This window comes from Bradyrhizobium sp. UFLA05-109, assembly GCF_054185165.1.
The window spans coordinates 228299-250143 of sequence record NZ_JBBIAR010000002.1 but is presented as its reverse complement, the minus strand read 5'-3'; the positions used below and the strand labels follow the sequence as shown (position 1 = coordinate 250143).

General features: G+C 64.1%; 23 protein-coding genes. 14 read left to right on the top strand and 9 right to left on the bottom strand.

Features of this window, described 5'->3' with window-relative positions; genetic code table 11:
• Window positions 1-262: 262 nt before the first annotated feature.
• Window positions 263-682 (top strand): GFA family protein, encoded by a 420-nt coding sequence (locus Q3C01_RS02520; RefSeq protein ID WP_458143563.1) that lies wholly within the window; start codon window positions 263-265, stop codon window positions 680-682.
• 497 nt (window positions 683-1179) lie between these two features.
• Here the strand turns inward: Q3C01_RS02520 and guaA are convergent, their stop codons facing one another.
• On the bottom strand, window positions 1180-2778 hold the full coding sequence (gene guaA, locus Q3C01_RS02515) for a glutamine-hydrolyzing GMP synthase (protein WP_458143561.1): 1599 nt from the start codon (window positions 2776-2778) through the stop codon (window positions 1180-1182).
• Between the two features lie 153 nt (window positions 2779-2931).
• Here guaA and Q3C01_RS02510 point away from each other — a divergent pair, with 153 nt between their 5' ends.
• From Q3C01_RS02510 to Q3C01_RS02500, 3 genes are all read left to right on the top strand, one after another.
• Window positions 2932-3303: a nuclear transport factor 2 family protein gene (locus tag Q3C01_RS02510; RefSeq protein WP_458143560.1), complete on the top strand. Its 372-nt coding sequence runs from the start codon at window positions 2932-2934 to the stop codon at window positions 3301-3303.
• A 144-nt stretch (window positions 3304-3447) separates the two neighbouring features.
• Window positions 3448-3780, top strand: coding sequence for a DHCW motif cupin fold protein (locus tag Q3C01_RS02505; protein ID WP_458143559.1), 333 nt, complete (start codon window positions 3448-3450; stop codon window positions 3778-3780).
• Between the two features lie 264 nt (window positions 3781-4044).
• Window positions 4045-4254 (top strand): cold-shock protein, encoded by a 210-nt coding sequence (locus Q3C01_RS02500; protein WP_027526965.1) that lies wholly within the window; start codon window positions 4045-4047, stop codon window positions 4252-4254.
• A gap of 333 nt (window positions 4255-4587) precedes the next feature.
• Here Q3C01_RS02500 and Q3C01_RS02495 read toward each other — a convergent pair whose 3' ends face one another.
• The gene (locus Q3C01_RS02495; protein ID WP_458143557.1) at window positions 4588-5889 is read right to left on the bottom strand and encodes an RsmB/NOP family class I SAM-dependent RNA methyltransferase; all 1302 of its coding nucleotides are present in this window, start codon (window positions 5887-5889) and stop codon (window positions 4588-4590) included.
• Window positions 5890-5915: 26 nt separating this feature from the next.
• On the bottom strand, window positions 5916-6338 hold the full coding sequence (locus Q3C01_RS02490) for an MAPEG family protein (protein WP_458143556.1): 423 nt from the start codon (window positions 6336-6338) through the stop codon (window positions 5916-5918).
• Window positions 6339-6536: 198 nt separating this feature from the next.
• Between Q3C01_RS02490 and Q3C01_RS02485 the strand changes: the two genes are divergently transcribed.
• The 9 genes from Q3C01_RS02485 to Q3C01_RS02445 all read left to right on the top strand — a co-directional run bounded on the left by Q3C01_RS02485 (window position 6537) and on the right by Q3C01_RS02445 (window position 14301).
• Window positions 6537-7385, top strand: coding sequence for a metallophosphoesterase family protein (locus Q3C01_RS02485; RefSeq protein ID WP_458143555.1), 849 nt, complete (start codon window positions 6537-6539; stop codon window positions 7383-7385).
• A gap of 131 nt (window positions 7386-7516) precedes the next feature.
• A complete protein-coding gene (locus tag Q3C01_RS02480) occupies window positions 7517-8812 on the top strand; it encodes an alanine racemase (protein WP_458143554.1) in 1296 nt (431 codons plus the stop codon).
• A gap of 7 nt (window positions 8813-8819) precedes the next feature.
• A complete protein-coding gene (locus Q3C01_RS02475; RefSeq protein WP_458143553.1) occupies window positions 8820-9479 on the top strand; it encodes an amino acid ABC transporter permease in 660 nt (219 codons plus the stop codon).
• Between the two features lie 10 nt (window positions 9480-9489).
• Window positions 9490-10140: an amino acid ABC transporter permease gene (locus Q3C01_RS02470; protein WP_458143551.1), complete on the top strand. Its 651-nt coding sequence runs from the start codon at window positions 9490-9492 to the stop codon at window positions 10138-10140.
• A complete protein-coding gene (locus Q3C01_RS02465; RefSeq protein WP_458143550.1) occupies window positions 10127-10855 on the top strand; it encodes an amino acid ABC transporter ATP-binding protein in 729 nt (242 codons plus the stop codon). The genes Q3C01_RS02470 and Q3C01_RS02465 overlap by 14 nt, the downstream gene beginning before the upstream one ends.
• Before the next feature lie 47 nt (window positions 10856-10902).
• Entirely contained in the window at window positions 10903-11700 is a 798-nt protein-coding gene (locus Q3C01_RS02460; protein ID WP_458143548.1) for a transporter substrate-binding domain-containing protein, read from the top strand.
• Between the two features lie 58 nt (window positions 11701-11758).
• Window positions 11759-12103: a RidA family protein gene (locus tag Q3C01_RS02455; protein WP_458143546.1), complete on the top strand. Its 345-nt coding sequence runs from the start codon at window positions 11759-11761 to the stop codon at window positions 12101-12103.
• A gap of 63 nt (window positions 12104-12166) precedes the next feature.
• Window positions 12167-13195, top strand: a complete 1029-nt coding sequence (locus Q3C01_RS02450) for a succinylglutamate desuccinylase/aspartoacylase family protein (protein ID WP_458143544.1) — start codon at window positions 12167-12169, stop codon at window positions 13193-13195.
• Between the two features lie 41 nt (window positions 13196-13236).
• On the top strand, window positions 13237-14301 hold the full coding sequence (locus tag Q3C01_RS02445; protein WP_458143542.1) for a LacI family DNA-binding transcriptional regulator: 1065 nt from the start codon (window positions 13237-13239) through the stop codon (window positions 14299-14301).
• Between the two features lie 3 nt (window positions 14302-14304).
• Here Q3C01_RS02445 and Q3C01_RS02440 read toward each other — a convergent pair whose 3' ends face one another.
• From Q3C01_RS02440 to Q3C01_RS02425, 4 genes are all read right to left on the bottom strand, one after another.
• Entirely contained in the window at window positions 14305-14592 is a 288-nt protein-coding gene (locus Q3C01_RS02440) for a hypothetical protein (protein ID WP_458143540.1), read from the bottom strand.
• A 152-nt stretch (window positions 14593-14744) separates the two neighbouring features.
• Window positions 14745-15767 (bottom strand): NADP-dependent oxidoreductase, encoded by a 1023-nt coding sequence (locus Q3C01_RS02435; RefSeq protein WP_458143538.1) that lies wholly within the window; start codon window positions 15765-15767, stop codon window positions 14745-14747.
• Between the two features lie 252 nt (window positions 15768-16019).
• The gene (gene guaB / locus Q3C01_RS02430; protein WP_458143536.1) at window positions 16020-17513 is read right to left on the bottom strand and encodes an IMP dehydrogenase; all 1494 of its coding nucleotides are present in this window, start codon (window positions 17511-17513) and stop codon (window positions 16020-16022) included.
• Window positions 17514-17699: 186 nt separating this feature from the next.
• Window positions 17700-17948 (bottom strand): hypothetical protein, encoded by a 249-nt coding sequence (locus tag Q3C01_RS02425; RefSeq protein ID WP_458143534.1) that lies wholly within the window; start codon window positions 17946-17948, stop codon window positions 17700-17702.
• A 163-nt stretch (window positions 17949-18111) separates the two neighbouring features.
• Between Q3C01_RS02425 and Q3C01_RS02420 the strand changes: the two genes are divergently transcribed.
• The gene (locus tag Q3C01_RS02420; protein WP_458143532.1) at window positions 18112-19605 is read left to right on the top strand and encodes an MFS transporter; all 1494 of its coding nucleotides are present in this window, start codon (window positions 18112-18114) and stop codon (window positions 19603-19605) included.
• A 352-nt stretch (window positions 19606-19957) separates the two neighbouring features.
• Here Q3C01_RS02420 and Q3C01_RS02415 read toward each other — a convergent pair whose 3' ends face one another.
• Window positions 19958-20938 carry a DUF808 domain-containing protein gene (locus tag Q3C01_RS02415; RefSeq protein WP_458143530.1) on the bottom strand — a complete coding sequence of 327 codons (981 nt, stop codon included), beginning with the start codon at window positions 20936-20938 and terminating at the stop codon, window positions 19958-19960.
• 77 nt (window positions 20939-21015) lie between these two features.
• Window positions 21016-21843 (bottom strand): potassium channel family protein, encoded by an 828-nt coding sequence (locus tag Q3C01_RS02410; protein ID WP_458143528.1) that lies wholly within the window; start codon window positions 21841-21843, stop codon window positions 21016-21018.
• Between the last annotated feature and the right edge of the window lie 2 nt (window positions 21844-21845).

Genomic DNA, 21845 nt, shown 5'->3' with positions numbered 1-21845 from the left:
CTACGAAAAATAGGAATCGAATGCTCGACCCGCGTCGGCACGGTGGCCTTCATCGACTTCGGCGGCGCGCCGGCGACTTAATCGACAAGATTTTTTGTAGGGGCGAAGCCCGCCGATCTTCCGGTCGAGCAGCCGACGAAGTTCGACCTCCTGGTTAACCTGATCGTGGCGAAGGAGCTCGGCCTCGACGTGCCGCCGACGCCTTTGCCCGCGCCGACGCGACCATCGGCCACAAAGCCGCAGTGACATGAGGACCTCTTCTATGCGTTATGCAAGGTGCAACTGCGGTTCGCTCACGCTATCGCTTCCAGAAGAACCATCCAAGGTAGTCGTTGCCTGTCACTGCATCGACTGCCAACGCCGAACCGGCGCGCCGTTCGGCGTAGGCGCCTATTACCCCGCTAAGGTTGTCGCAATCTCGGGAGCCTCAAAAGAGTTCGCGCACGCCGCCGCAAGCGGCGGGGAAATGCATAACTATTTTTGTCCACAGTGCGGGTCAACGGTCTATTGGACAGTCACTAGTTTACCTTCGATGATCGGCGTTGCAGTCGGCGCGATGGCAAATCCAAAATACCCAGCCCCTGCCATTTCGGTTTTTGAGCATTCGAAACATGACTGGGTTCAAATTGACGGTGCCGTTGAGCACTTCCGGGAAAACTACGACCCGAAACATTCAAGCTAGGCACCACAAATCCGCGACCGGCCCGCTCGATAAACCGCCCGTGGTTTCAAGAGCAGAAGTGAGGTCGGCTTCTGGCCCTTCTGCGACATAGGATTGCGGGCGGATGTCCGCTTTGCCCCAGGATCTGCGGGAGTTGATGTCATCCGTAGCTTGTCACCGTAGCTACAAACGAGCCCCCTCCCCACTCCGCTTAAGAAGTTGATTCAAAACAATCACTTAGATTTCGCAGTTTGGAGGAGCCCCGTTGAGCGATTACGGCCATTGGTCGCGATGCATCTCGCTCCAGTGGACCAGTTCGCTGCCGCTCCCTTGCCTCACAACGTCCAGCCATTCTGTACGCTGTTGTGCGCCTGAATACTCTGTCAGTGGAAGGGAGGTGGAATGCCGACATCGGCTGGATTAAGCTCGGCCACAACCTTGGTCAGTTGCTGAAATGAACGTAAATCGGAACAGCCTCACCAAACCTACGCTAGGCTGCGCCATTGCACCCAGCCTCACTACTCCCACTCGATCGTCCCAGGCGGCTTGCTCGTCACGTCGTACACCACCCGGTTCACGCCCTTCACCTCGTTGATGATGCGCGTGGCGGTCTCGCCCAGGAATTTCATGTCGAACTGGTAGAAGTCCGCGGTCATGCCGTCGGTGGAGGTCACCGCGCGAAGGCCGACGACGTAATCGTAGGTGCGGCCGTCGCCCATGACGCCGACGGTCTTCACGGGGAGCAGCACGGCAAAGGCCTGCCAGATCTCGTCGTAGAGACCGTGCTTGCGGATCTGGTCGATGTAGACGGCATCGGCCTTGCGCAGGATGTCGAGCTTGTCGCGCGTGATGTCGCCGGGGCAGCGGATGGCGAGGCCCGGGCCCGGGAACGGGTGGCGGCCGACGAAGATTTCGGGCAGACCGAGCTCGCGCCCTAACTCGCGCACCTCGTCCTTGAAGAGCTCGCGCAGCGGCTCGACGAGCTTCATGTTCATGCGCTCGGGCAGGCCGCCGACATTGTGGTGCGACTTGATCGTCACCGAGGGGCCGCCGGTGAAGGAGACGCTCTCGATCACGTCGGGGTAGAGCGTGCCTTGCGCGAGGAAATCGGCGCCGCCGATCTTCTTGGCCTCGGTGTCGAACACGTCGATGAAGAGACGGCCGATGGTCTTGCGCTTCACCTCCGGATCGGTGACGCCTTCGAGCTCGCCGAGGAACTGTTTTGACGCGTCCACGTGCACGAGCGGGATGTTGTAGTGGTGGCGGAACAGGTCGACCACCGTCTTGGCCTCATCGAGACGGAGCAGACCATGATCGACGAACACGCAGGTGAGCTGGTCGCCGATCGCCTCGTGGATCAGCACCGCGGCCACCGCCGAATCGACGCCGCCGGAGAGGCCGCAGATCACCCTGCCCTTGCCGACCTGGTTGCGGATCTTCTGGATCGCCTCCTCGCGGAAGGCGCGCATGGTCCAGTCGCCGCTAAGCCCTGCGATCTTGCGGACGAAGTTGCGGATCAGCTTGGCGCCATCGGGCGTGTGCACCACCTCGGGATGGAACATCAGGCCGTAATATTTGCGCGTCTCGTCCTGGATGATGGCGAACGGCGCATTCGGCGAGGTGCCTGCAACCGTAAATCCCGGCGGCATCCTGGTGATGCGGTCGCCATGGCTCATCCAGACCTGGTGCTTGCCGCCGAGCTTCCAGGTGTCCTCGAACAGCTTGCTCTCGGCCCTCACCTCGACATCGGCGCGGCCGAACTCGCGGTGGTGGCCGCCCTCGACCTCGCCTCCTAACTGGGCCGCCATGGTCATCTGGCCGTAGCAGATGCCCATCACCGGCACGCCGGAGGCGAAGATCAGTTGCGGGGCGCGGGGCGATCCCTCCTCATGCACCGATTCCGGTCCGCCGGAGAGAATCACCGCCTTCGGCTTCATCTCCTTGAAGGCCTCTTCGGCCTTGTTGAACGGAACGATCTCGCAATAGACGCCGTCCTCGCGAACGCGACGCGCGATGAGCTGCGTCACCTGGCTGCCGAAGTCGACGATGAGAATCTTGTCGTGCGCCGAGGCCACATGGGGCGACGACGGGGAGCGGTCGTGCTGTGCTGCTGTCATGGCAAGCAAATACGCGACGCCGTGCCTGCCCGCAACCGCGCGCGGATGCGCGCCCACATTCTTCTTTGGGCATGGACAGGAGCGATATAGGTAAGCACTATTGACCTAATAAATTTGTACCCCTCCAGACAGGGACAGATCAGGGAGGACGCGATGCCACATCACCATCAACCCTCGGAGCTTGCCGCCCTGGGGCGGACATGGATCGAGGCCTGGAATTCGCGCGATCTCGAACGCGTGCTCGCGCTCTATGACGATGCAGCCGGGATGACCTCGGACCGCATCCAGGCGCTCGGCATCGACGCAAGCGGAACTCTGCACGGCAAGGCGAGCCTGCGCGCCTATTGGGGCAAGGCGCTGGCGCTTTTGCCGGACCTGCACTTCACGCTGATCGATGTATTCGTCAGCCCGGACAGCGCCGTGGTGTTTTATCAGAACGAGCGCGGAAAGAAGATTTGCGAGTACCTGCGGGTGAACGCCGAAGGACGTATCGTGCAGGGCTCGGCGAATCATTTGGAGCACTAGAAGAGCAGGTCATTCCGGGGCGGTGCGAAGCACCGAGCCCGGAATCTCGAGATTCCGGGCTCGCCCTTCGGGCGCCCCGGAATGACGGTGGGACCTGAGCTCGCGCTGTGCAGCACCGTATGAACGCAACGACAGGACCACCCAATGAAACTCCCCACTTCGCCCTTCACCGTCACCGACTGGAGCAAGGTCGAGGCGACGATCCATCCGGGAGAGACCGGCGAGGCCAGATGGCGGACGCTGAACATCGGCGATCTCCGGGTACGGATGGTGGAGTATTCGCCGGGCTACCTCGCCGACCACTGGTGCGACCGCGGCCACGTGCTCTATGTGCTCCAGGGCGAGCTCGACACCGAGCTGCGCGACGGGCGCAGCTTCAAGCTGACGCCGGGAATGAGCTACCAGGTCTCGGACTTCGGCGATGCTGCGCACCGCTCATCGACGGTGACGGGCGCGACGCTCTTCATCGTGGATTGACGGAGGCCGGCGACGCCGTAAGACCCGGCCGCGCAGCGCGAAATAGAAAAGTCATACGATTCGCGACCCACGTGTGCCGCCTTGAAGTAGCCCCATTATTTCGCTATATTTGCACGATCGATACTTGGCCGAACGACTGGGCCGCTTCGCCTCGTTTTTGACGGGCGCGCACGTTTCAGAGATTTCTCCAAAATCGACCAATCCGGATCTGGGCGCATCGGTGCGTACCGGTCCACGTGCGTACTATCAACAAAGGATATTCCCATGGCTATGGGCACCGTGAAGTGGTTCAACAATCAAAAGGGCTTCGGTTTCATCCAGCCGGATGACGGCGCGAAGGACGTTTTCGTTCACATCAGCGCGGTCGAGCGCGCTGGTCTCAGCACCCTCAACGAGGGCCAGAAGGTGTCGTTCGACATCGTCGCAGACCGCCGCAGCGGCAAGTCTTCGGCTGACAACATCCGCGCCGGCTAGTCCGCCCGCGCAACGCGCCACAGCGCTCTGACCACGGACGTACTGGCAGAGCGTGAGGTATCAAGCCCCGCCACCGAGCTTCGGTGCGCGGGGCTTTTGTTTTGGCGGAACGGCGGCGCTGCGCCGCGTACCGCTGTCATTCCCCGCGACCCGGCTACGCCATGGCTTCGCCGGGGCGTGAGGTCTTGGCTCGCCGAAGCTTCAGCGTAGGCGGCAAGCGGGGAATCCAGTACGCCGCGGCTTCTCCGTATCCGTCGCTGTCTCTGATCGCCCGATCAAGTCGGGCGATGACAGTCGAAAATGCGGCTCGCGATTCGCCCTTCGGCAGTGTGGTTACGCAGCCTTCTTCAGCACCGAAACGAAGAACCCGTCCGTGCCCGTTCGCCTGGGCGTCAACAACCAGCCCTCGGACGTCCTGAGCGCGGCCTGCGCAAAGTCCTCCGCCTTGTCCCAGAGCACGCTGGCGGTCTGCTCACTCGGCACGACCGAGAATTCCGGATGTCGCGCCACGAACGCCCTCACCTGCTCACCGTTCTCCTCCGCCAGCACCGAACAGGTGATGTAGGCGATGCGGCCGCCCGGCTTCACCAGCGGCACGGCGCGCGCGAGTACCTCGGCCTGGTCCCTCAGCCGGATCTCCAGGGCGCCCGGGCGCATGCGCCATTTGGCGTCGGGGTTGCGGCGCCAGGTCCCGGTTCCCGTACAGGGGGCGTCGATCACGACGAGGTCCGCGGTGCTGCGGATGTCGGCGAGCGGATCGGCCTCGCCCTTGGGCGTGCGGATCTCCGCGTTGTGGACGCCGGCGCGCGACAGCCGCTCATGGATCGGGGCGAGCTGGCGCTTGTCGCGGTCGGTCGCGATCAGGCGACCCTTGCCCTGCATGAGGGCCGCCAGCGCCAGCGTCTTGCCGCCGGCGCCGGCGCACAGATCGATCACCTGCTCGCCGGGCTTTGCGGCCGTGAACATGGCCGCAAGCTGCGAGCCTTCATCCTGCACTTCAATGGCGCCCTTGATGAAATCCTCTTCCGACTGGATGCCGGGATTGCGCGCGTCGGCGCCAAGCTCGATGCGCAGCCCGTTCGGCGACCACGGCGTCGGCTGCGCCTTCAGATGAAATAATCGGCCGAGAACCTTGTCACGACTGCCTTTCAGCGTGTTGACGCGCAGATCCAGCGGCGCGCGGCTTGCCATCGCAGTCGCTTCCGCTGCCCGATCCTCACCAAAGACTTTGGCAAGGTACGGATCGAGCCAGTCGGGATAGTCGCCGGCAACCGCAGCCGGTGCGTCCTCGAGGGAACGCGATGCCAGCGCAGCCTGCTCGGCGTCGCTCAACGGCTCCGGCGCGTAGCGGTTGCCGTCGAACATCGCGGCCATGGTCGGCGTGTCCATGTCGCGCTCCAGGCGCAGCATGCCGATCACGCGGGCGCGCGAGGTGTCGGAATCCATGAGATACGCGCTGGAGGCGTAGCGGCGCAGCACGTCCCAGACGAGGCCGGCGATCGCCGCGCGGTCGCCGGAGCCGGCGAAGCGATGCGCGGTGCCCCACTCCTTCAGCGCCTTCGCCGCGGGCACGCGGTCTTTCTCGATGGTGTCGATCAGTTCGATGGCCGCGGACAGCCGGGCAGCAGGGGTCATTTGAATCTTTCAAATCAGATCTGAAATCAGATCAGCAACAGAATCTTCAGCGCGAAGTAGATCCACATCGCGAGCAGCACAAGCATGCCGGCGAGCCAGACGGTCGAGCGCCGGCCGAGATCGTTCGAGTTGACGAAGACGCCGGCATGGGCGAACCGCACCACCACGAACACCCAGGACATCAGCACGATGAACAGATCGGCATGGCGCAGCGGCAGCGCCAGCGCGATCAGCACGTAGAACAGCACCGGCAGTTCGAACTGGTTGGCAAAGCGATTGGCGATCTGCGTGGCGCGCTTCGGCCAGTTCGGCTCGCCGAGCGCGATGTCGCGGATCTTGGTCTCCCCGGAGACCAGTGTCTCGCGCCGCGCCAGCGCCATCCAGATCAGGAGCGCGAAAGTCAGCGCGACCTGAGCGAAGACCGGCAGCAAAACCATTTGTACGGACATCGGAATCCTTCCGCTTGATGCGGTGGGCGAGACCGTCATTAGCCGCCACCGCTGGCCCTGACAATCAACGACTTGAACCGCCGTTCCCGCATCTGCGCCCAACTATCGGTAGTTGAAGCGATTTTGGCCTTTTCCTCCTGCGCAACCCGCGAATGTGACCGTCATGGTTCCGACGTCTGTCGAAGCTAAAATGGCGCCATGTCCGAATTCCGCCTGACGCAGATCTCAGACACGCATCTCGGCCGCCGCTTCCCGGGCCTCATCGCGAACTTCCATCGCGTCGCCGAGCACATCGACGCCGCACGGCCTGATCTCGTCATCAACACCGGCGACGTCTCCTTCGACGGACCGACCAGCCGCGACGACATGGAGTTCGCAAAGACCCTGCACGACGCCCTGCCCGTGGCGTGCCGCTATCTGCCGGGCAATCACGACATCGGCGACAACCCGACCGCGGTCGGGCCCGCACCCGCGCCTCCGGTAGACGAAGCGCACCGCCGGCAATTCCGCGCCGTCTTCGGCCACGACCATTGGCAGTTCGAGGCGGCAGGCTGGTGTTTTATCGGCCTCAACTCGCTCGTGATGAATTCGGGACTTGGGTTCGAGGTAGAGCAGTTCGACTGGCTCGCCTCGCAATTGTCGCGCGCAAACGGCAAGCCGATCGCGCTGTTTGTGCACAAGCCGCTGTTCCTGAACAGGCCCGATGATCCTGAAACCGTCGACACCGCGATCCGCTACGTGCCCCAGCCAGCGCGGCAGCGCCTGATCGAAATGATGGCGCGCGCTGACGTCCGCCTCGTCGCGAGCGGCCACGTCCATCAGCGGCGCGATTTCACCTATGGTCACACAAGGCATGTCTGGGCGCCCTCTGCCGGCTTCGTCATCTCCAGCGATACGCGTCAGGTGCGGATCGGGACCAAGGAGACCGGTCTCGTCGAATACCGCTTCCAGCCCGACAGCTTTGAGGTCCGGCACGTCAGGGCCGCCGGGCAGGTCGATGTCGACATCGAGGAATTGCTGGCGCAGATGGGTCAGCCTCATTCTTAGGCGCCTATCCCTACTTTGATACCGCAATGCCTCACCTTCGTAACGCGATGACTGAAAACTCCTGATGACAACGTTGTCATTTCCGTCATATCGTCGTCACCGGCGATTGAGCGCCGCGAGACGGAGTGACAATGCAATCGTTTTCCCGGTGGGGCGCTCAGCGCCTTTCTGCGACCACGAGGGGCATCCCCCTGGTCGACGGCCTCGCCACCGAGGAGATCGGAAGCCAGGGCTGGCGGCCCTCCCGCGGCGACCTCGCACTCCCCGCCCTCACCCTGGATGATGCGGCCTTTGCCACCAACCGCGACCTCTTCCTGCGCTGGTGCAGTGGCGCCGGCGTTGCCGTTGCCCCGCACGCCAAGACGCCGATGTCGCCGGAGCTTGCCCGCTCGCTGCGCGATGGCGGTGCCTGGGGCACGACGGTCGCCAACATCCAGCAGGCCGCCGTGCTGCTCGCCCATGGCGAACGGCGCCTGCTGCTCGCAAACGAGATCGGCGGCCTTGCCGCCGGGCGGCGGCTCGGCGCGCTGCTGAGCGCTTATCCCGACGTTGAGTTTCATGCCTTCGCGGACTCGCCCGCTGCGGTCGCTTCGCTAGCCGAAGCCGCGCATCTGTCGGGCCGCAGCGACATATCCGTGCTGGTCGAGCTCGGCGCGGGCCGCGCCGGCGCGCGCGACCAGGCAGCGGTCGAGGCTGTGATCGCGGCGGTGCTCGCTGCGAAGCGCCTCTCGCTCGGCGGCGTTGCCACCTACGAAGGCGCAGTCGCCACGCCGGACACCGAGGAAACCGCGCAAGCCATCGCGAGGCTGATGGCACGCACGATCGAAGCCTTTGCGCTGGTACGGAACGCCGCTCCGTCGCGGTCGCTGATCCTCAGCGCCGGCGGCTCTGCTTATTTCGATGTCGTCGCAGCAGCGCTCGTGCCGGTCGCGCAGCGCGACGGCAATGCGAGCATCGTCCTGCGCTCCGGCGCGCTGTTCTTCGGAGATCACGGCATCTATTCACGCGCCTTCGCGGAAATCGACCGGCGCGGCGGTCTCGTCATCGACGGCGTGCGCCGCTCCGCGGCCGAAAGTTTTCGCCCCGCCCTCACACTCTGGGCCGAGGTGCTGTCGCGCCCCGAGGCGGGCCTCGCGATCTGCGGCTTCGGGATGCGCGATACCTCCTTCGATCAGGGCCTTCCGGGCGCGCTCCGCGTCTACCGCGATGGCGTGGAGCAGCGAAGCCTTGCTGAGGGGCTCTCCGTCACCCGGCTCAACGACCAGCACGCCTTCGTCGCCCTCGCTGAAGACAACCCGCTCGCCGTTGGCGACATCCTCGCCCTCGGCATCTCGCATCCCTGCACCTGTCTCGACCGCTGGCGCGTGATCTATGGCCTCGATACAGGCGGCACCGTCACGCGTGCGCTCACCACGCAGTTCGGCTGAGCGGCACATGAACTTCCTTCCGCTCTGGCGCTATCAGAACCAGTTGATCGACGGGGCGATCGTCACGCTCGAACTGACCGTGATATCGGCGCTGTTCGGGCTGTTGATCGGCGTTGCCGGCGCCGTCGCGCTGAAGGGCCGCGTGAAATCACTGCGCTGGCTGGTGCGCGGTTACATCGAGCTGTTCCGGAACACGCCGTCGCTGGTCCAGATCTTCATCGTCTTCTTCGTGTTGCCGACCTTCGGCCTGAAGCTGCCGGCATTTGAGGCGGCCGCCGTGGCGCTGTCGCTCTATTTTGGCGCCTATTCGGTCGAGATCATCCGTGCAGGCCTCGATTCCATTCCGAAGAGCCAGGTCGAGGCCGGCCACTGCCTCGGCCTCTCCGGCTGGCAGGTGTTTCGCCACATCGTGCTGCCGCCGGCGCTGCGCAATGCGTATCCTGCCATCACCAGCCAGTTCGTGCTGCTGCTGCTCGGAACCTCCCTCGCCTCGCAGGTCGCTGCCGATGAGCTGTTTCACGTCGCAGGCTTCATCGAGAGCCGCACCTATCGCAGCTTCGAGGTCTATGCGGTGATCTGCATCGTCTATTTCGCGATGGCGATGTCGTTCAAGGCGCTGTTCGCGCTTGTTGGCGCAGCCGCCTTCCGCTGGCCACGGCGGCGCTGAGGGAAAAGCGATGCGATCCTTCTCCCTCATCGATCTCGTTTCGCTCGTTGCAGCGCTGCGCTGGACCGTCGTGCTCGTCGTGCTCGCGCTCGCCTTCGGCGCGCCGCTGGCGCTCGGGCTTGCCATGGGCCGCATCAGCCGTTTTGCCGGGCTACGCTGGACAATGGCCGCGGCCATCCAGGTGATCCAGAGCGTGCCGCTGCTCGGGCTGCTGTTCTTCTTCTATTTCGGCATGCCGGTGTTCCTCGGCATCCAGGTGCCCGCACTCGTTGCGGTCACCGTCGCCTATACGCTCTACACGGCCGCCTTCCTGGGCGAGATCTGGCGCGGCGGGCTCGAGGCGGTGAAGCAGGCGCAATGGGAAGCGGGCGCGTGCCTCGGCCTGTCGTTCTGGCAGCAATTCCGCCACATCATCGCGCCGCAGGCGCTGCGACTATCGCTGCCGCCGACCGTCGGCTTCCTGGTGCAGCTCATCAAGGGCACCTCGCTCGCCTCGATCCTCGGCTTCGTCGAGCTCGCACGCGCAGGGCAAGTGGTGAGCGCGGCGACGTTCCAGCCGCTCCTCACCTACGCGCTCGTCGCCGCGATCTATTTCGCGCTGTGCCTGCCGCTCACGCTCTGGTCCCGCTCCCTGGAGGCCCGCCTCGATGGCTCTCGTTGAAATCCGCGACGTGCACAAGAAGTTCGGTCGGGTCGACGTGCTCAGGGGCGTGTCGCTCGAGGTCGAGGAAGGCGAGATCGTCACGATCATCGGCCGCTCCGGCTCCGGCAAGTCGACGCTGCTCCGCTGCATCAATGCGCTGGAGAGCGTCGATGCCGGCGAAATTCGCGTCGAAGGGCAAAAGGTCCACGCCGGGATGCCCGACCTCAAGAAATTCCGCCAGCACGTCGGCATCGTGTTCCAGGCCTTCAACCTGTTTCCGCATCTGAAGGTCGAGCGCAACATCACGCTCGCACCACTCCTGACCGGCCGCATCGACAAATCGAAGGCCCGCGCGTTGGCCCTTGACGTGCTCACCCGGGTCGGTCTTGCCGACAAGATCGATGCCTGGCCGGAGCAGCTCTCCGGCGGCCAGCAGCAGCGCGTCGCGATCGCCCGCTGCCTCGCCATGGCCCCGCACCTCATGCTGTTCGACGAGGTCACCTCGGCGCTCGATCCCGAGCTCGTCGGCGAGGTGCTGAAGGTGATGGAGGCGATGGCCAAGCAGGGCATGACGATGATCCTCGTCACCCACGAGATGGGGTTTGCCCGCAACGTCGCCGACCGCATCGTCTTCATGCATCAGGGTCGCGTCTGGGAACAGGGCCCGCCGGCAAAGCTGTTCGCAAACCCCGAGACGTCAGAGCTCGCAAGCTTCATCGCATCGGCGAAATGAGCGTCGTCCCACCAATCCGGCCATCGTGCCGCCACCAGGAGAGAGTCATGAGAAAGCGGAAGTCCCTCTTCACGATCGCAGCAGCGGCGCTTGCCGTCCTTGCCGCAACAAGCCTCGCCAAGGCCGACAAGCTTCAGGACGTGCTCGGCGCGGGCAAGCTCCGCGTCGGCATCCTCACCGACGCCGCGCCCTGGGGTTTCAAGGACGACAAGGGCGAGATCGCGGGGCTTGATGCCGACCTCGCCAAGCTGATCGCTGCCGACATGGGCGTGAAGCTCGAGCTCGTCCCGGTGACGGGCGCGGCGCGCATCCCGAGCCTCTTGTCCGACAAGATCGATCTCCTCATCGCCGGTCTCGGCGCCACGCCGGAACGCGCGCAGCAGGTGATGTTCTCGCAGCCCTATGCGGTAGTGAATCTCGGCGTCTACGGCGCCAAGTCCATTCCGGCGGCAACAGGCAAGAAGCCGGACAATCTGGAGGGGCGCACCGTTGCGGTCGCCAAGGGCACGACGCTCGACGTCTGGCTCACCGACAACGCGCCGAAGGTGAAGCTGGTCCGTTTCGAGGACACGCCGGCTGCCATCGCCGCCTTCCTCGCCGGACAAGCCGATACCTTTGCCGAGAACAGCGCGATCGCGATCAAGGTGCAGGAGCAGAACCCGACCAAGGAGGTCGAGCTGAAATTCCTGATCCGGCAGTCGCCGGCCCATGTCGGCGTGCGCCAGGGCGAGCAGAACCTGCTCAACTGGATCAACACCGACATCTTCACCAACAAGCTCAACGGCAAGCTCGGCGCGCTGCAGCTCAAATGGTTCAAGGAAGAGCAGACGCTCCCGACCCTGTAATTCAGACAAAGCTCCCGCGCCGTGCGCGGGAGCACATCTTCACGAGGAGAATTTTCAGATGATCAAACGTTACGTCGTCGGCTCGCGCATGAGCCAGGCCGTCGCTGCCGGCGGCCTGGTGCACATCGCCGGCCAGGTCGCCGATGACCGCAAGGCAGGCATCGTGTCGCAGACCCAGCAGGTGCTCGCCAAGATCGACGCGCTGTTGAAGGAAGCCGGCTCCGACCGCTCCAAGCTCGTGGCGGTCAACGTCTTCCTGCCACACATCATTGATTTCGACACCATGAACTCGGTCTACGACGCCTGGATCGATCCGGCCAACCCGCCGGCGCGCGCCTGCGTCGAAGCCCGCCTCGCCGATCCCGACCTGCGCGTCGAGATGACCGCGGTCGCCTTGCTCTAGAGGCACCGCTCTTTCTTCCAACCTTCGGCCGGCGTCGGCGACGGCACGGCCCTGAGGCCATCCATGCATACCGGACTTTTTCACGAGATCGATTTCGAGAAGGACCAGAAATGGTCCGGCCATCTCGGCATTCCCTTCTCGATCGATCGCTCCCCCTACTTCCAGCTCAAGATCCCGATCTTCCGGATCAGGAACGGCGCCGGCCCAAAGCTACTTTTGATGGCCGGTAATCATGGCGACGAATATGAAGGCGAGATCACGCTGACGCGGCTCTATCGCCGGCTCGATCGTGCCGCCATCAAGGGTGAGATCACAATTCTGCCCTTCGCCAACCTGCCCGCCGTGATGGCGGCGCGCCGGCGCTCGCCGCTCGACGAGGGCAATCTCAACCGCGCCTTTCCGGGCGATGCCGGCGGCACGCCGACCTTTCGCCTGGCCCACTTCCTCGAGCACGAGCTGTTTCCGCGCCACGACGTCGTCTTCGACATCCATTCCGGCGGCACCTCCATGGCGCATGTGCCCTGCGCGCTGATCGAGCGCCAGGGACCACCCGAAATGTTCGGCCACGCGCTTCGCCTGATGGAAGGGTTAGGGATGCCCTTCGCCTTCGTCGCCGAGAATGGCGCCGCCGCACCGACCTCGATGGCGGCAGCGGCGCGCGCCGGCGCCATCGGGCTGTCAGGCGAATTCGGCGGTGGCGGCACCGTCACGCCGCAGACCATGGCGCTCACCGCGCGCGCTGTCGACCGGCTGCTGCTGGCGCTGGGCATCGTGCAGGCACCGGTACTCGGACCTCATGCGCCGGTCGAGCGCGATACCGAATTGCTGGCCCTGCAAAGCCACGCGCAGGCGGTGTTCGCGACGCGGCGCGGCTGGTTCGAGCCGGCCGTTTCGGTCGGCGCACGCGTCAAGGCCGGCGACATCGCCGGCTGGTATCATGATTTCGAGCGACCGGAAGTGCCCGAAGAGGTGCTGCGCTTCCCCGCCGACGGCATCGTGATCTCGCAGCGCCTGCACACCGACAGCCAGAGCGGTGATTGCCTGGTCCAGGTCGGCCGCGCCCTCACACGCGAGGAGGTGCTGGCGCGCTGAGCTTTGGCGACGACACTTGCTTCAACCACCCTAGGGGTTCGATGACCGCTCCGGCAACGGCGACCTACGATGACGTACTGCGCATTCCGGCGCCGCCCGGCCGCGGCGCTGCGGGTGGACGGCCGCCGCGCATCGAGGAGGTGGCGGAGCGCGCAGGTGTCGCGCCGATCACGGTATCGCGGGTGCTGCGTCATCCCGAGAAGGTCAATCGCGAGACGCGCGAGCGCATTCTCGAGGTGATCGAGGCGACCGGATATGCGTCGAACCCGCATGCCCGCGCGCTGCGCTCGGGCCGGTCGAACGTGGTGGTCGCCTTCGTCTCCAACATCCTGAGCCAGCAGTTCGGGCTCGCCGTGCGCAGCTTCGCGGGCACGCTGGAGCCGGAGGGTTTTGAGGTGCTTGTCGGCCAGACCTCCTACTCCTATGCCAAGGAAGTCGCGATGATCCAGTCGCTGCGCGGCATCCGTCCCGCGGGGGTGATGTTCACCGGCGTGATCGAGCTTCAGGAGAACCGCGCGGCGCTCGCCGAGCTCGGCATCCCCGTGATCGAGACCTGGGCGTTTCCGCGCGATCCCATTGACATGCTGGTTGGCCTCTCCAACACCGATGCCGGCGCTATGGCGGCACGGCGACTGGCGGACGCCGGTCATCGCCGCGTCGCCTTCATCGGACGCAGCGGCGGCCGCGGTGCGCTCCGCCGCGACGGGTTTCGCGCGGCGGCAGCGAGGCTGGGCCTCGAAATCGTCCAGGAGATCAGCCTCGGTGAGATCACGGGCCTGGTCGATGGCCGCGCTGCCTTCACCACCCTGCTCGACAGCAGCGTGAGCGTTGACGCCGTGTTTTGTGCCAACGATCTGCTGGCGACCGGTGCGCTGATCGAGGCGCGATCGCGCGGCCTGACGGTGCCCCGCGATCTCGCTGTGCTCGGCTTCGGCGACAACGACGTGGCGGACCAGATCACGCCTGGCCTCACCACCATCACCTTCGATGCCGCCGCGATCGGCCGCATCGCAGGCGAGCTCTTGCTGGCCCGCCTGTCCGGCGCGCCGAGCGCCGAGCCGCGACGCGCGGTCGAGCTGTCCTTGGTCGAACGCGGGAGCGTCTAACGCTTACGCGACGTCCCTCAGATCCTGCTGGATCGCGGCCAGGAGCGATTGCAGGGCGTCGCTGTTCACGGGCTTTGCGCTCGCGGCCACCCGCGGTGCGGGGCGCTTGGGGAAGACCGGCCGGGCTGGAAATGGCGACGAAGCCGGCGCTGCGGCTGCCGTGCTTTCGGGCTCATCGTCGCTGTGAACGAACTTGCCGTGCAGCACGTCGTCGTGACGGCCCATGATGAACATGGTCGCCCAATAGCCGGCGGCCAGCAGAATTACGCTGAAAATACCAATCTCTAACATCATCACACCTAAAATATGCGCGATGATTCAATGCCTTCCCCGGCCCGTCAATGAACGGAGGGTCATACCCTCGGCTTTTACGGGCCGGTGTTGCCGATCGGCGACTCTTTATTAACCATTGCCGACCCCCGAAGGGGCCGGCAATTGGCGCATCAGGCGTTGTCCGGCCCGACCCGGACGAGTTGCTTGCCGAAATTGGCGCCCTTCAGGAGGCCCATGAAAGCGCCGGGCGCGCTGTCCAAGCCCTCCGTGACGAACTCCTTGTACTTGACCTTGCCCTCGCGCACCCAAGCGGACATGTCGCGCAGGAAGTCGCCGTGGCGAGCGGCGAAGTCACTGACGATGAAGCCGCGGAAGGTCAGCCGCTTGGTCAGGATCGCACGCATCATGCTGCCTGCCCATTTCGGCGGCTTGGCCTCGGTGTCGTTGTAATGCGCGATCAGGCCGCAGACCGGCACGCGCGCGAAGGCATTGAGTTGCGGGAAGACCGCCTCGAACACCGCGCCGCCGACATTCTCGAAATAGACGTCGATCCCCTTCGGGCAGGCGTCCTTCAGCTTGGCTGCGAGATCGGGATCGCGGTGATCGATGCAGGCATCGAAGCCGAGCTCTTTGACCACGTAATCGCACTTGTCCTTGCCGCCTGCGATGCCGACCGCTCGCGCACCCTTGATCTTCGCGATCTGGCCGACGGCCGAACCCACCGCGCCCGAGGCACCGGCCACGACGACGGTCTCGCCGGCTTGCGGCTTGCCGATATCAAGCAAGCCTGTGTAGGCCGTCATGCCGGGCATGCCGAGCACGCCGATCGAGGTCGAGATCGGCGCCAGCTTCGGATCCACCTTGATCAGTCCCTTGCCGTTCGAGACCGCATGCGTGAGCCAGCCCGCGCGCGTGCGCACGATGTCGCCCTTGGAAAAATCGGCATTGTTGGAGGCCATGACCTCGCTGACCGTCTCGCCCTCCATCACGCCGCCGATCGGCACCGGCGCGGCATAGGACGGGCCTTCGCTCATGCGCCCGCGCATATAGGGATCGAGCGACAGCCAGATCGTCCGCAACAGCACCTCGCCCGCGCCTGGCGTTGGGACTGCGAATTCCTCGATGCGGAAATCGGACGGCTTGGGCTCGCCAACGGGACGCGCGGCGAGAACGATGCGTTTGCCTTGGGACATGATGGCTTCCTCCTGATTGTCTTTCGACGCGAACGGAAGCGGAGCAAGCGAGGCACGTCAACACAAAAGGAGTAGAGCACGGTTGCGCTGCCCCTTCGCTTCTCTCGTGTCCCGGACGCGCTGCAGCGCTCTTGCGCTGCTGCGCAGAGCCGGGACCCAGATGGCCACGAGCGACCAAGCGGAAAGATGGGCCCCGGCTCTGCAACGCATCGTCGAAGAGACGCTGCGCTTTGTCCGGGGCACGAGAGCGAGCTAGCCCCCGCCCGGATAGTTCGGGGCTTCGCGCGTGATGGTCACGTCGTGGACGTGGCTTTCGCGCAGGCCCGCGCCGGTGATGCGGACGAAACGCGCCTTGGCATGCAGCTCGTTGATGTCGCGCGCGCCGACATAACCCATCGCGGCACGTAGGCCGCCGGCGAGCTGATGCATGACGTTGCCGACCGGACCCTTGTACGGCACCTGGCCCTCGATGCCTTCAGGCACGAGTTTGAGCGTGTCCTTGATGTCCTGCTGGAAGTAGCGGTCGGCCGAACCGCGCGCCATCGCGCCAACCGAGCCCATGCCACGATAGGCCTTGTAGGAGCGGCCCTGCCACAGGAAGACTTCGCCTGGCGTTTCATCAGTGCCGGCAAGCAGCGAGCCGACCATGGCAATGTCGGCACCGGCCGCCAACGCCTTGGCGAGGTCGCCGGAGAACTTGATGCCACCGTCGGCGATCACGGGAATGTCCGCCTTCTTCGCCGCTTCCACCACATCCATGATCGCGGTGAGCTGCGGCACGCCGACGCCGGCGACGATCCGCGTGGTGCAGATCGAGCCCGGGCCGATGCCGACCTTGATGCAGTCCGCGCCCGCATCGATCAGCGCCTGCGCACCGTCTTCGGTCGCAACGTTACCGGCGACGACCTGAACCGAGTTGGACAGGCGCTTGATGCGGTTGACGGCGTGGAGCACGTGACGGGAATGGCCGTGCGCGGTGTCGACGACGACGAGATCGACGCCGGCGTCGATCAGACGCTCGGTACGCTCGAAGCCGGTATCGCCGACGGTGGTGGCGGCGGCGACCCGCAGGCGGCCCTGCGCGTCCTTGCAGGCGAGCGGATGGGCGACCGCCTTCTCCATGTCCTTCACGGTGATCAGGCCAACGCAGCGATACTGGTCGTCGACGACGAGCAGCTTTTCGATGCGATGCTTGTGCAGCATCCGCCTCGCTTCGTCCTGGCTGACATTCTCGCGCACAGTGACGAGATTTTCGTGCGTCATCAGCTCGGAGACTTTTTGCCGGCGATCGGTCGCAAAACGCACGTCACGATTGGTGAGGATGCCGACCAGCTTGCCCGGCGTGGTCTTGCCCGCGCCGGTGACGACGGGAATGCCGGAGATGCCGTGATCGCTCATCAGCTTGAGCGCGTCGTCCAGCGTGGCATCGGGGCTGATGGTGAGCGGGTTCACCACCATGCCCGACTCGTATCGCTTGACCTGCCGCACCTGGGCGGCCTGCCCTTCGGGATCGAAATTGCGGTGGATGACGCCGAGGCCGCCGGCCTGCGCCATGGCGATCGCCATGCGGGCCTCGGTGACCGTATCCATGGCGGAAGCCATGATCGGGATGTTGAGCGGAATGGCGCGGGTGACGCGGGAGCGGATGTCGACCTCGGATGGAAGCACGTCCGAGAGGCCCGGCTTCAACAGCACGTCGTCGAACGTAAAGGCTTCGCGGATGCCTTGAAGTTGCACCGTGGCCATCTGCCAACTCCTTCCTGCGGCCGTGCCGCAAATGCTTATGGATGAGCGCCGCCCTCGGCGTACCTTGCGGCAGCACCGTCGAATCGGAGCCCATCGGTGGGGTTGACGCCGGTCGATAGCACGGCCGGGTGACGAATCAAAGCAATTCGGCCCGATTGCCAGCCATGCACAGGCTTTTTTGCGTCTTTAGCGCCGATAACCCGGCGGCGGGCCGTGCTGGCGGATCGCGTCCACGACCTCCCGATGCCGCCGGTCCTCCCGCTTCATGTGCACCGCGATGATCGCATGCGCCGACGGGACCAGCAGCAAAATGTGAAAAATCAGGCCGAAAATCACGCAAACCACGCACAGGACGAGGTTGAAGATCGCCGAGAATGGTTGCCCGTTCAGGAGCAGCCCGATCGGCGGCAGAAGCGCGGCAAGGATGTAGATCATTCGCGGGATCTCCGGCACCCGGTGCCACCCTGGACACACAGTCGGGGTCGCACCGTCACGCAGGATTTAGGTGCTATGCGCGGTTCCGCAATGGTCTCGGGGCCGCGACGGTGTTAAGCCGCATTGCTCGCCTCTTCCTTCTGATTTCCATTAAATATCGGTGATGTCGGTCAACAAGCAACGCGTGATCCCGCTGATCGTGGCGACCGCCCTGTTCATGGAAAACATGGACTCGACGGTGATCGCGACCTCCCTGCCCGCGATCGCTGCCGACATCGGCACCAGCCCGCTGACGCTGAAGCTCGCGATCACCTCCTATTTGCTCTCGCTGGCGGTCTTCATCCCCGCGAGCGGCTGGACTGCCGACCGGTTTGGCGCCCGGCTGGTGTTTGCGATTGCCGTCGGAGTCTTCATGGTCGGCTCGGTCGGCTGCGCGCTGTCGGGCTCGGTAGCCGACTTCGTGTTCGCGCGTATCCTTCAGGGCATGGGCGGCGCCATGATGACGCCGGTCGGACGGCTCGTGCTGCTGCGCTCGATCGACAAGAGCGAGCTCGTCAACGCCATGGCCTGGGTCACCGTACCTGCACTGATCGGTCCCGTGGTCGGCCCGCCGCTCGGCGGTTTCATCACCACCTATGCGTCGTGGCACTGGATTTTCCTGATCAACCTGCCGATCGGTCTGCTCGGCATCTTCATGGCGCTGCGCTACATCGATCCCATCAAGAGCGAGGCCCAGGAGCCGTTCGATCTCAAGGGCATGATGCTCGCGGGCATCGGGCTTGCCGGCATCGCCTTCGGCCTGTCGGTCGCCGGCCTCAATCTGCTGCCCTGGAGCACCGTGCTCGCGCTGGTCGCGGGCGGCGCGATCTCGATGACGCTCTACGTCGTGCATGCGCGGAAAACCGGATCGCCGGTGCTGGACTTTTCGCTGCTGAACCTCGCGACGCTGCGCGCGGCCGTCATCGGCGGCTTCATGTTCCGGCTCGGCATCGGCGCACTGCCATTCCTGCTGCCGCTGCTGATGCAGATTGGCTTCGGGCTGACGCCGTTCCATTCGGGCCTCGTGACCTTCGCCTCCTCGCTTGGCGCGATGGGCATGAAGGCGCTGGCCGCGCGCCTCATCCACACCTTCGGCTTTCGTAACCTGATGACGATGAACGCGATCATCAGCGCGTTCTTCCTCGGCGTGTGTGCTCTGTTCACTGTTACGACCCCGCTGCTCATCATCATGGTCATCCTGGTGGTCGGCGGTTTCTTCCGCTCGTTGGAGTTCACCGCGATCAACACGGTTGCCTATGCGGAAGTCGAGGCACCGCAGATGAGCCGCGCCACGACGCTCGTCAGCGTCAACCAGCAACTCGCGGTCTCCGCGGGAGTCGCGGTCGGCGCCTTCTCGGTCGAATCGACGATGTGGTGGCGCCACGTCGCCGAGATCGACGCCACCGTGTTCGGGCCCGCTTTCATCGTGGTGGGGCTGACCTCGGCCGCGTCGGCCTGGTTCTTCTGGCAGATGCCTCGCGATGCCGGCCACGAGATCTCAGGCCGCAAGGCGGTGGAGATCGCCAGCCGCAAGGGCGCAGCCAAGAGCGCGGCGAGCGCCGCCGTCAAGGTGGCGACGGAGGATACCCAGGACATGCGGGATCAGCGGCTGGGTTAGTGCCTCAGCTCGTCATTGCGAGCGTAGCGAAGCAATCCAGCGTCGCATAAAGTTCTGGATTGCTTCGCTACGCTCGCAATGACGGAGCTTGTGGCCACAAGCCGCCCCCTCGCAAAAAGCCGGAAAACAACCCCATGCAAAGTAGCGGGGAGCGCCGAGATGACAACATTGCGCCTTTTCCGAAATCGCTTGACGCGTCGGGCAAATCACCAGCAATATGCGATCGTGGCGCAATTCGCGAAAGTCTATCGGCCCCCCCGCCCGAAACTAGCGTGCGCGTACGCTCATAAAACGGGATGCTTGGTGCCGGCGCACCTGATGTACGCTTGTTGCGGCGTGATAGCGGCAAATTCTACCAAGTACGTTGCAAAAACCTCCACGCAGGCGCGACGGCAAATCTGATAGCAGGGATCGATATGCTGCCAACCAACAACCCCATGATCCCCGAGAGGACGGTTTCGACGGTCCATTTCGCCACCACGGCAACGGACGGCAACGCGTCACCTGCAGCTTCGGCAGCGGATCCGACGGTGCGGCCGATGAAGTGCACATCGTATGCCTCCAATCCGTGGACAATAATGCTGCCGCCCACCCAGATCATGGCCGCCGTGCCAACAGCGCCGAGAAACACCAGAAACCCGGGCATACCGCGAACGAGCGCGCGTCCGAATGCGCGGCTCGTCGCACCGCCAATTGAATTTCCATTGTGCCCTGCAAGAGCGACGCCAACGTCGTCGGCCTTCACGATCAAGGCGACCACGCCGTAGACCGCGATGGTGATGCCGATTCCGACGACCGCCAATACCAGCGACTGCATCCAGAAACTCGCATCGGGAACAGCCGCCAACGTAATCGCCATGATCTCCGCAGAGAGGATGAAGTCGGTTTTGACGGCGCTGGCGACTTTCTCGTCTTCGAGTGCTTGCGCGTTCATCCCAACTATGCGCGCCTGTGCTTCATAATCGTGCGTCTCATGAGACGCGAAGGCTTCCGCGACCTTTTCGGTTCCTTCGTAGCAGAGATAGACCCCGCCCAGCATGAGGAGCGGTGTCAGTATCCCCGGCAGAAAGTAGCTGATGGCCATGATCGCTGGAAGCAATACGAAAAGCTTGTTCCGAAGCGAGCCGGCCGCAATTCTGGTTACGATTGGCAATTCCCGCTCGGCCGAAAATCCGAATACATATCGCGGTGTAACGGCTGTATCATCGATCACGACAGCGGCCGCTTTGGCACCCGCTCTGGTAGCTTGAGCCGCCACATCGTCTAGAGACGCAGCTGCCACCTTCGCGATCGCGGCGACGTCTTCGAGCAACCCTAGCAGCCCGACGCTCATCGCAAGTCCTTCTGTGGCTCGCAGTCAGCAATCCCAAGCCCGCGCTGCACGTGAGCCGATCGTGTTGTCGGTGGCAACTAGTCAGCCCCTTCATCAGGAATATTCAATACCGTGCCGCAGGCCTTGCAATGGACGGCATCGATATCATGGCGCTGCAGGCCGCAAACCGGGCACGGGAAACGCACCTTTGCGGGCGCCAACAATGCTTTGGCAAGATTCAAAAAAAGCGTCACGCCGAAGATCATTATAACAACAGTTATCAGGCGACCAATCGTACCTGGCAAGGTGATGTCACCAAAGCCGGTCGTCGTCAGTGCCGTGACAGTGAAGTAGAGTGCATCAGCATAATTAGCGATCTGCATGTTGTGAGATTTCTGGGTCTCGTAGACTACTCCCGTCATCACGAAAATGAACACGGCGAGCTTTGCGACGGCAAAGACGACTTCCTCGTTTTGCCGAAAGAAGGAACTGTCGGAGCGGAGCCGCGCCACCATCCGAACGTCGCGAAGCAATCGCAAGGTTCGAAGCGTCCGCAGGAAACCGCCAGCTTCTCCCGCAAACGGCGCAAGAAAGGAAATGATCACGACGATATCCGTCCATGTTGACAGACGGACGAATTCCTGGAGCGGATGCCGGCTGATAATCAACCGCGCCGAGAAATCAGCAAGAATCAAGACACCGAACACCAGGTCGATCGATTCGATAGCCCTGCTGCGAGGCAGGAACGACGTCACAATGATAAACGACACCGTGACGACATCGAGCAGGAGCAGGGCGTACCTGAACCGCACCCCGCCGGAAGAGTCGCCCTCATATAGTTGCCGAATCCCGCTCTTCAGTAACTCGAATGGGCTGGCGACAGTGTCAAGCAACCCATCCTTGTCTGGGGTTTGAGGAAGCGCCATCG

Bases quoted from the DNA above. Each gene is read 5' to 3' on its own strand.
- Q3C01_RS02435 (WP_458143538.1), bottom strand. From the start codon at position 15,767: ATGTCCCAAGGCAAACGCATCGTTCTCGCCGCGCGTCCCGTTGGCGAG.
- Q3C01_RS02445 (WP_458143542.1), top strand. From the start codon at position 13,237: ATGACCGCTCCGGCAACGGCGACCTACGATGACGTACTGCGCATTCCG.
- Q3C01_RS02410 (WP_458143528.1), bottom strand. From the start codon at position 21,843: ATGGCGCTTCCTCAAACCCCAGACAAGGATGGGTTGCTTGACACTGTC.
- guaA (WP_458143561.1), bottom strand. From the start codon at position 2,778: ATGACAGCAGCACAGCACGACCGCTCCCCGTCGTCGCCCCATGTGGCC.
- Q3C01_RS02465 (WP_458143550.1), top strand. From the start codon at position 10,127: ATGGCTCTCGTTGAAATCCGCGACGTGCACAAGAAGTTCGGTCGGGTC.
- Q3C01_RS02420 (WP_458143532.1), top strand. From the start codon at position 18,112: ATGTCGGTCAACAAGCAACGCGTGATCCCGCTGATCGTGGCGACCGCC.
- Q3C01_RS02490 (WP_458143556.1), bottom strand. From the start codon at position 6,338: ATGTCCGTACAAATGGTTTTGCTGCCGGTCTTCGCTCAGGTCGCGCTG.
- Q3C01_RS02415 (WP_458143530.1), bottom strand. From the start codon at position 20,938: ATGAGCGTCGGGCTGCTAGGGTTGCTCGAAGACGTCGCCGCGATCGCG.
- Q3C01_RS02500 (WP_027526965.1), top strand. From the start codon at position 4,045: ATGGCTATGGGCACCGTGAAGTGGTTCAACAATCAAAAGGGCTTCGGT.
- Q3C01_RS02485 (WP_458143555.1), top strand. From the start codon at position 6,537: ATGTCCGAATTCCGCCTGACGCAGATCTCAGACACGCATCTCGGCCGC.
- Q3C01_RS02520 (WP_458143563.1), top strand. From the start codon at position 263: ATGCGTTATGCAAGGTGCAACTGCGGTTCGCTCACGCTATCGCTTCCA.
- Q3C01_RS02505 (WP_458143559.1), top strand. From the start codon at position 3,448: ATGAAACTCCCCACTTCGCCCTTCACCGTCACCGACTGGAGCAAGGTC.
- Q3C01_RS02455 (WP_458143546.1), top strand. From the start codon at position 11,759: ATGATCAAACGTTACGTCGTCGGCTCGCGCATGAGCCAGGCCGTCGCT.
- Q3C01_RS02475 (WP_458143553.1), top strand. From the start codon at position 8,820: ATGAACTTCCTTCCGCTCTGGCGCTATCAGAACCAGTTGATCGACGGG.
- Q3C01_RS02495 (WP_458143557.1), bottom strand. From the start codon at position 5,889: ATGACCCCTGCTGCCCGGCTGTCCGCGGCCATCGAACTGATCGACACC.
- Q3C01_RS02450 (WP_458143544.1), top strand. From the start codon at position 12,167: ATGCATACCGGACTTTTTCACGAGATCGATTTCGAGAAGGACCAGAAA.
- guaB (WP_458143536.1), bottom strand. From the start codon at position 17,513: ATGGCCACGGTGCAACTTCAAGGCATCCGCGAAGCCTTTACGTTCGAC.
- Q3C01_RS02510 (WP_458143560.1), top strand. From the start codon at position 2,932: ATGCCACATCACCATCAACCCTCGGAGCTTGCCGCCCTGGGGCGGACA.
- Q3C01_RS02480 (WP_458143554.1), top strand. From the start codon at position 7,517: ATGCAATCGTTTTCCCGGTGGGGCGCTCAGCGCCTTTCTGCGACCACG.
- Q3C01_RS02440 (WP_458143540.1), bottom strand. From the start codon at position 14,592: ATGTTAGAGATTGGTATTTTCAGCGTAATTCTGCTGGCCGCCGGCTAT.
- Q3C01_RS02425 (WP_458143534.1), bottom strand. From the start codon at position 17,948: ATGATCTACATCCTTGCCGCGCTTCTGCCGCCGATCGGGCTGCTCCTG.
- Q3C01_RS02460 (WP_458143548.1), top strand. From the start codon at position 10,903: ATGAGAAAGCGGAAGTCCCTCTTCACGATCGCAGCAGCGGCGCTTGCC.
- Q3C01_RS02470 (WP_458143551.1), top strand. From the start codon at position 9,490: ATGCGATCCTTCTCCCTCATCGATCTCGTTTCGCTCGTTGCAGCGCTG.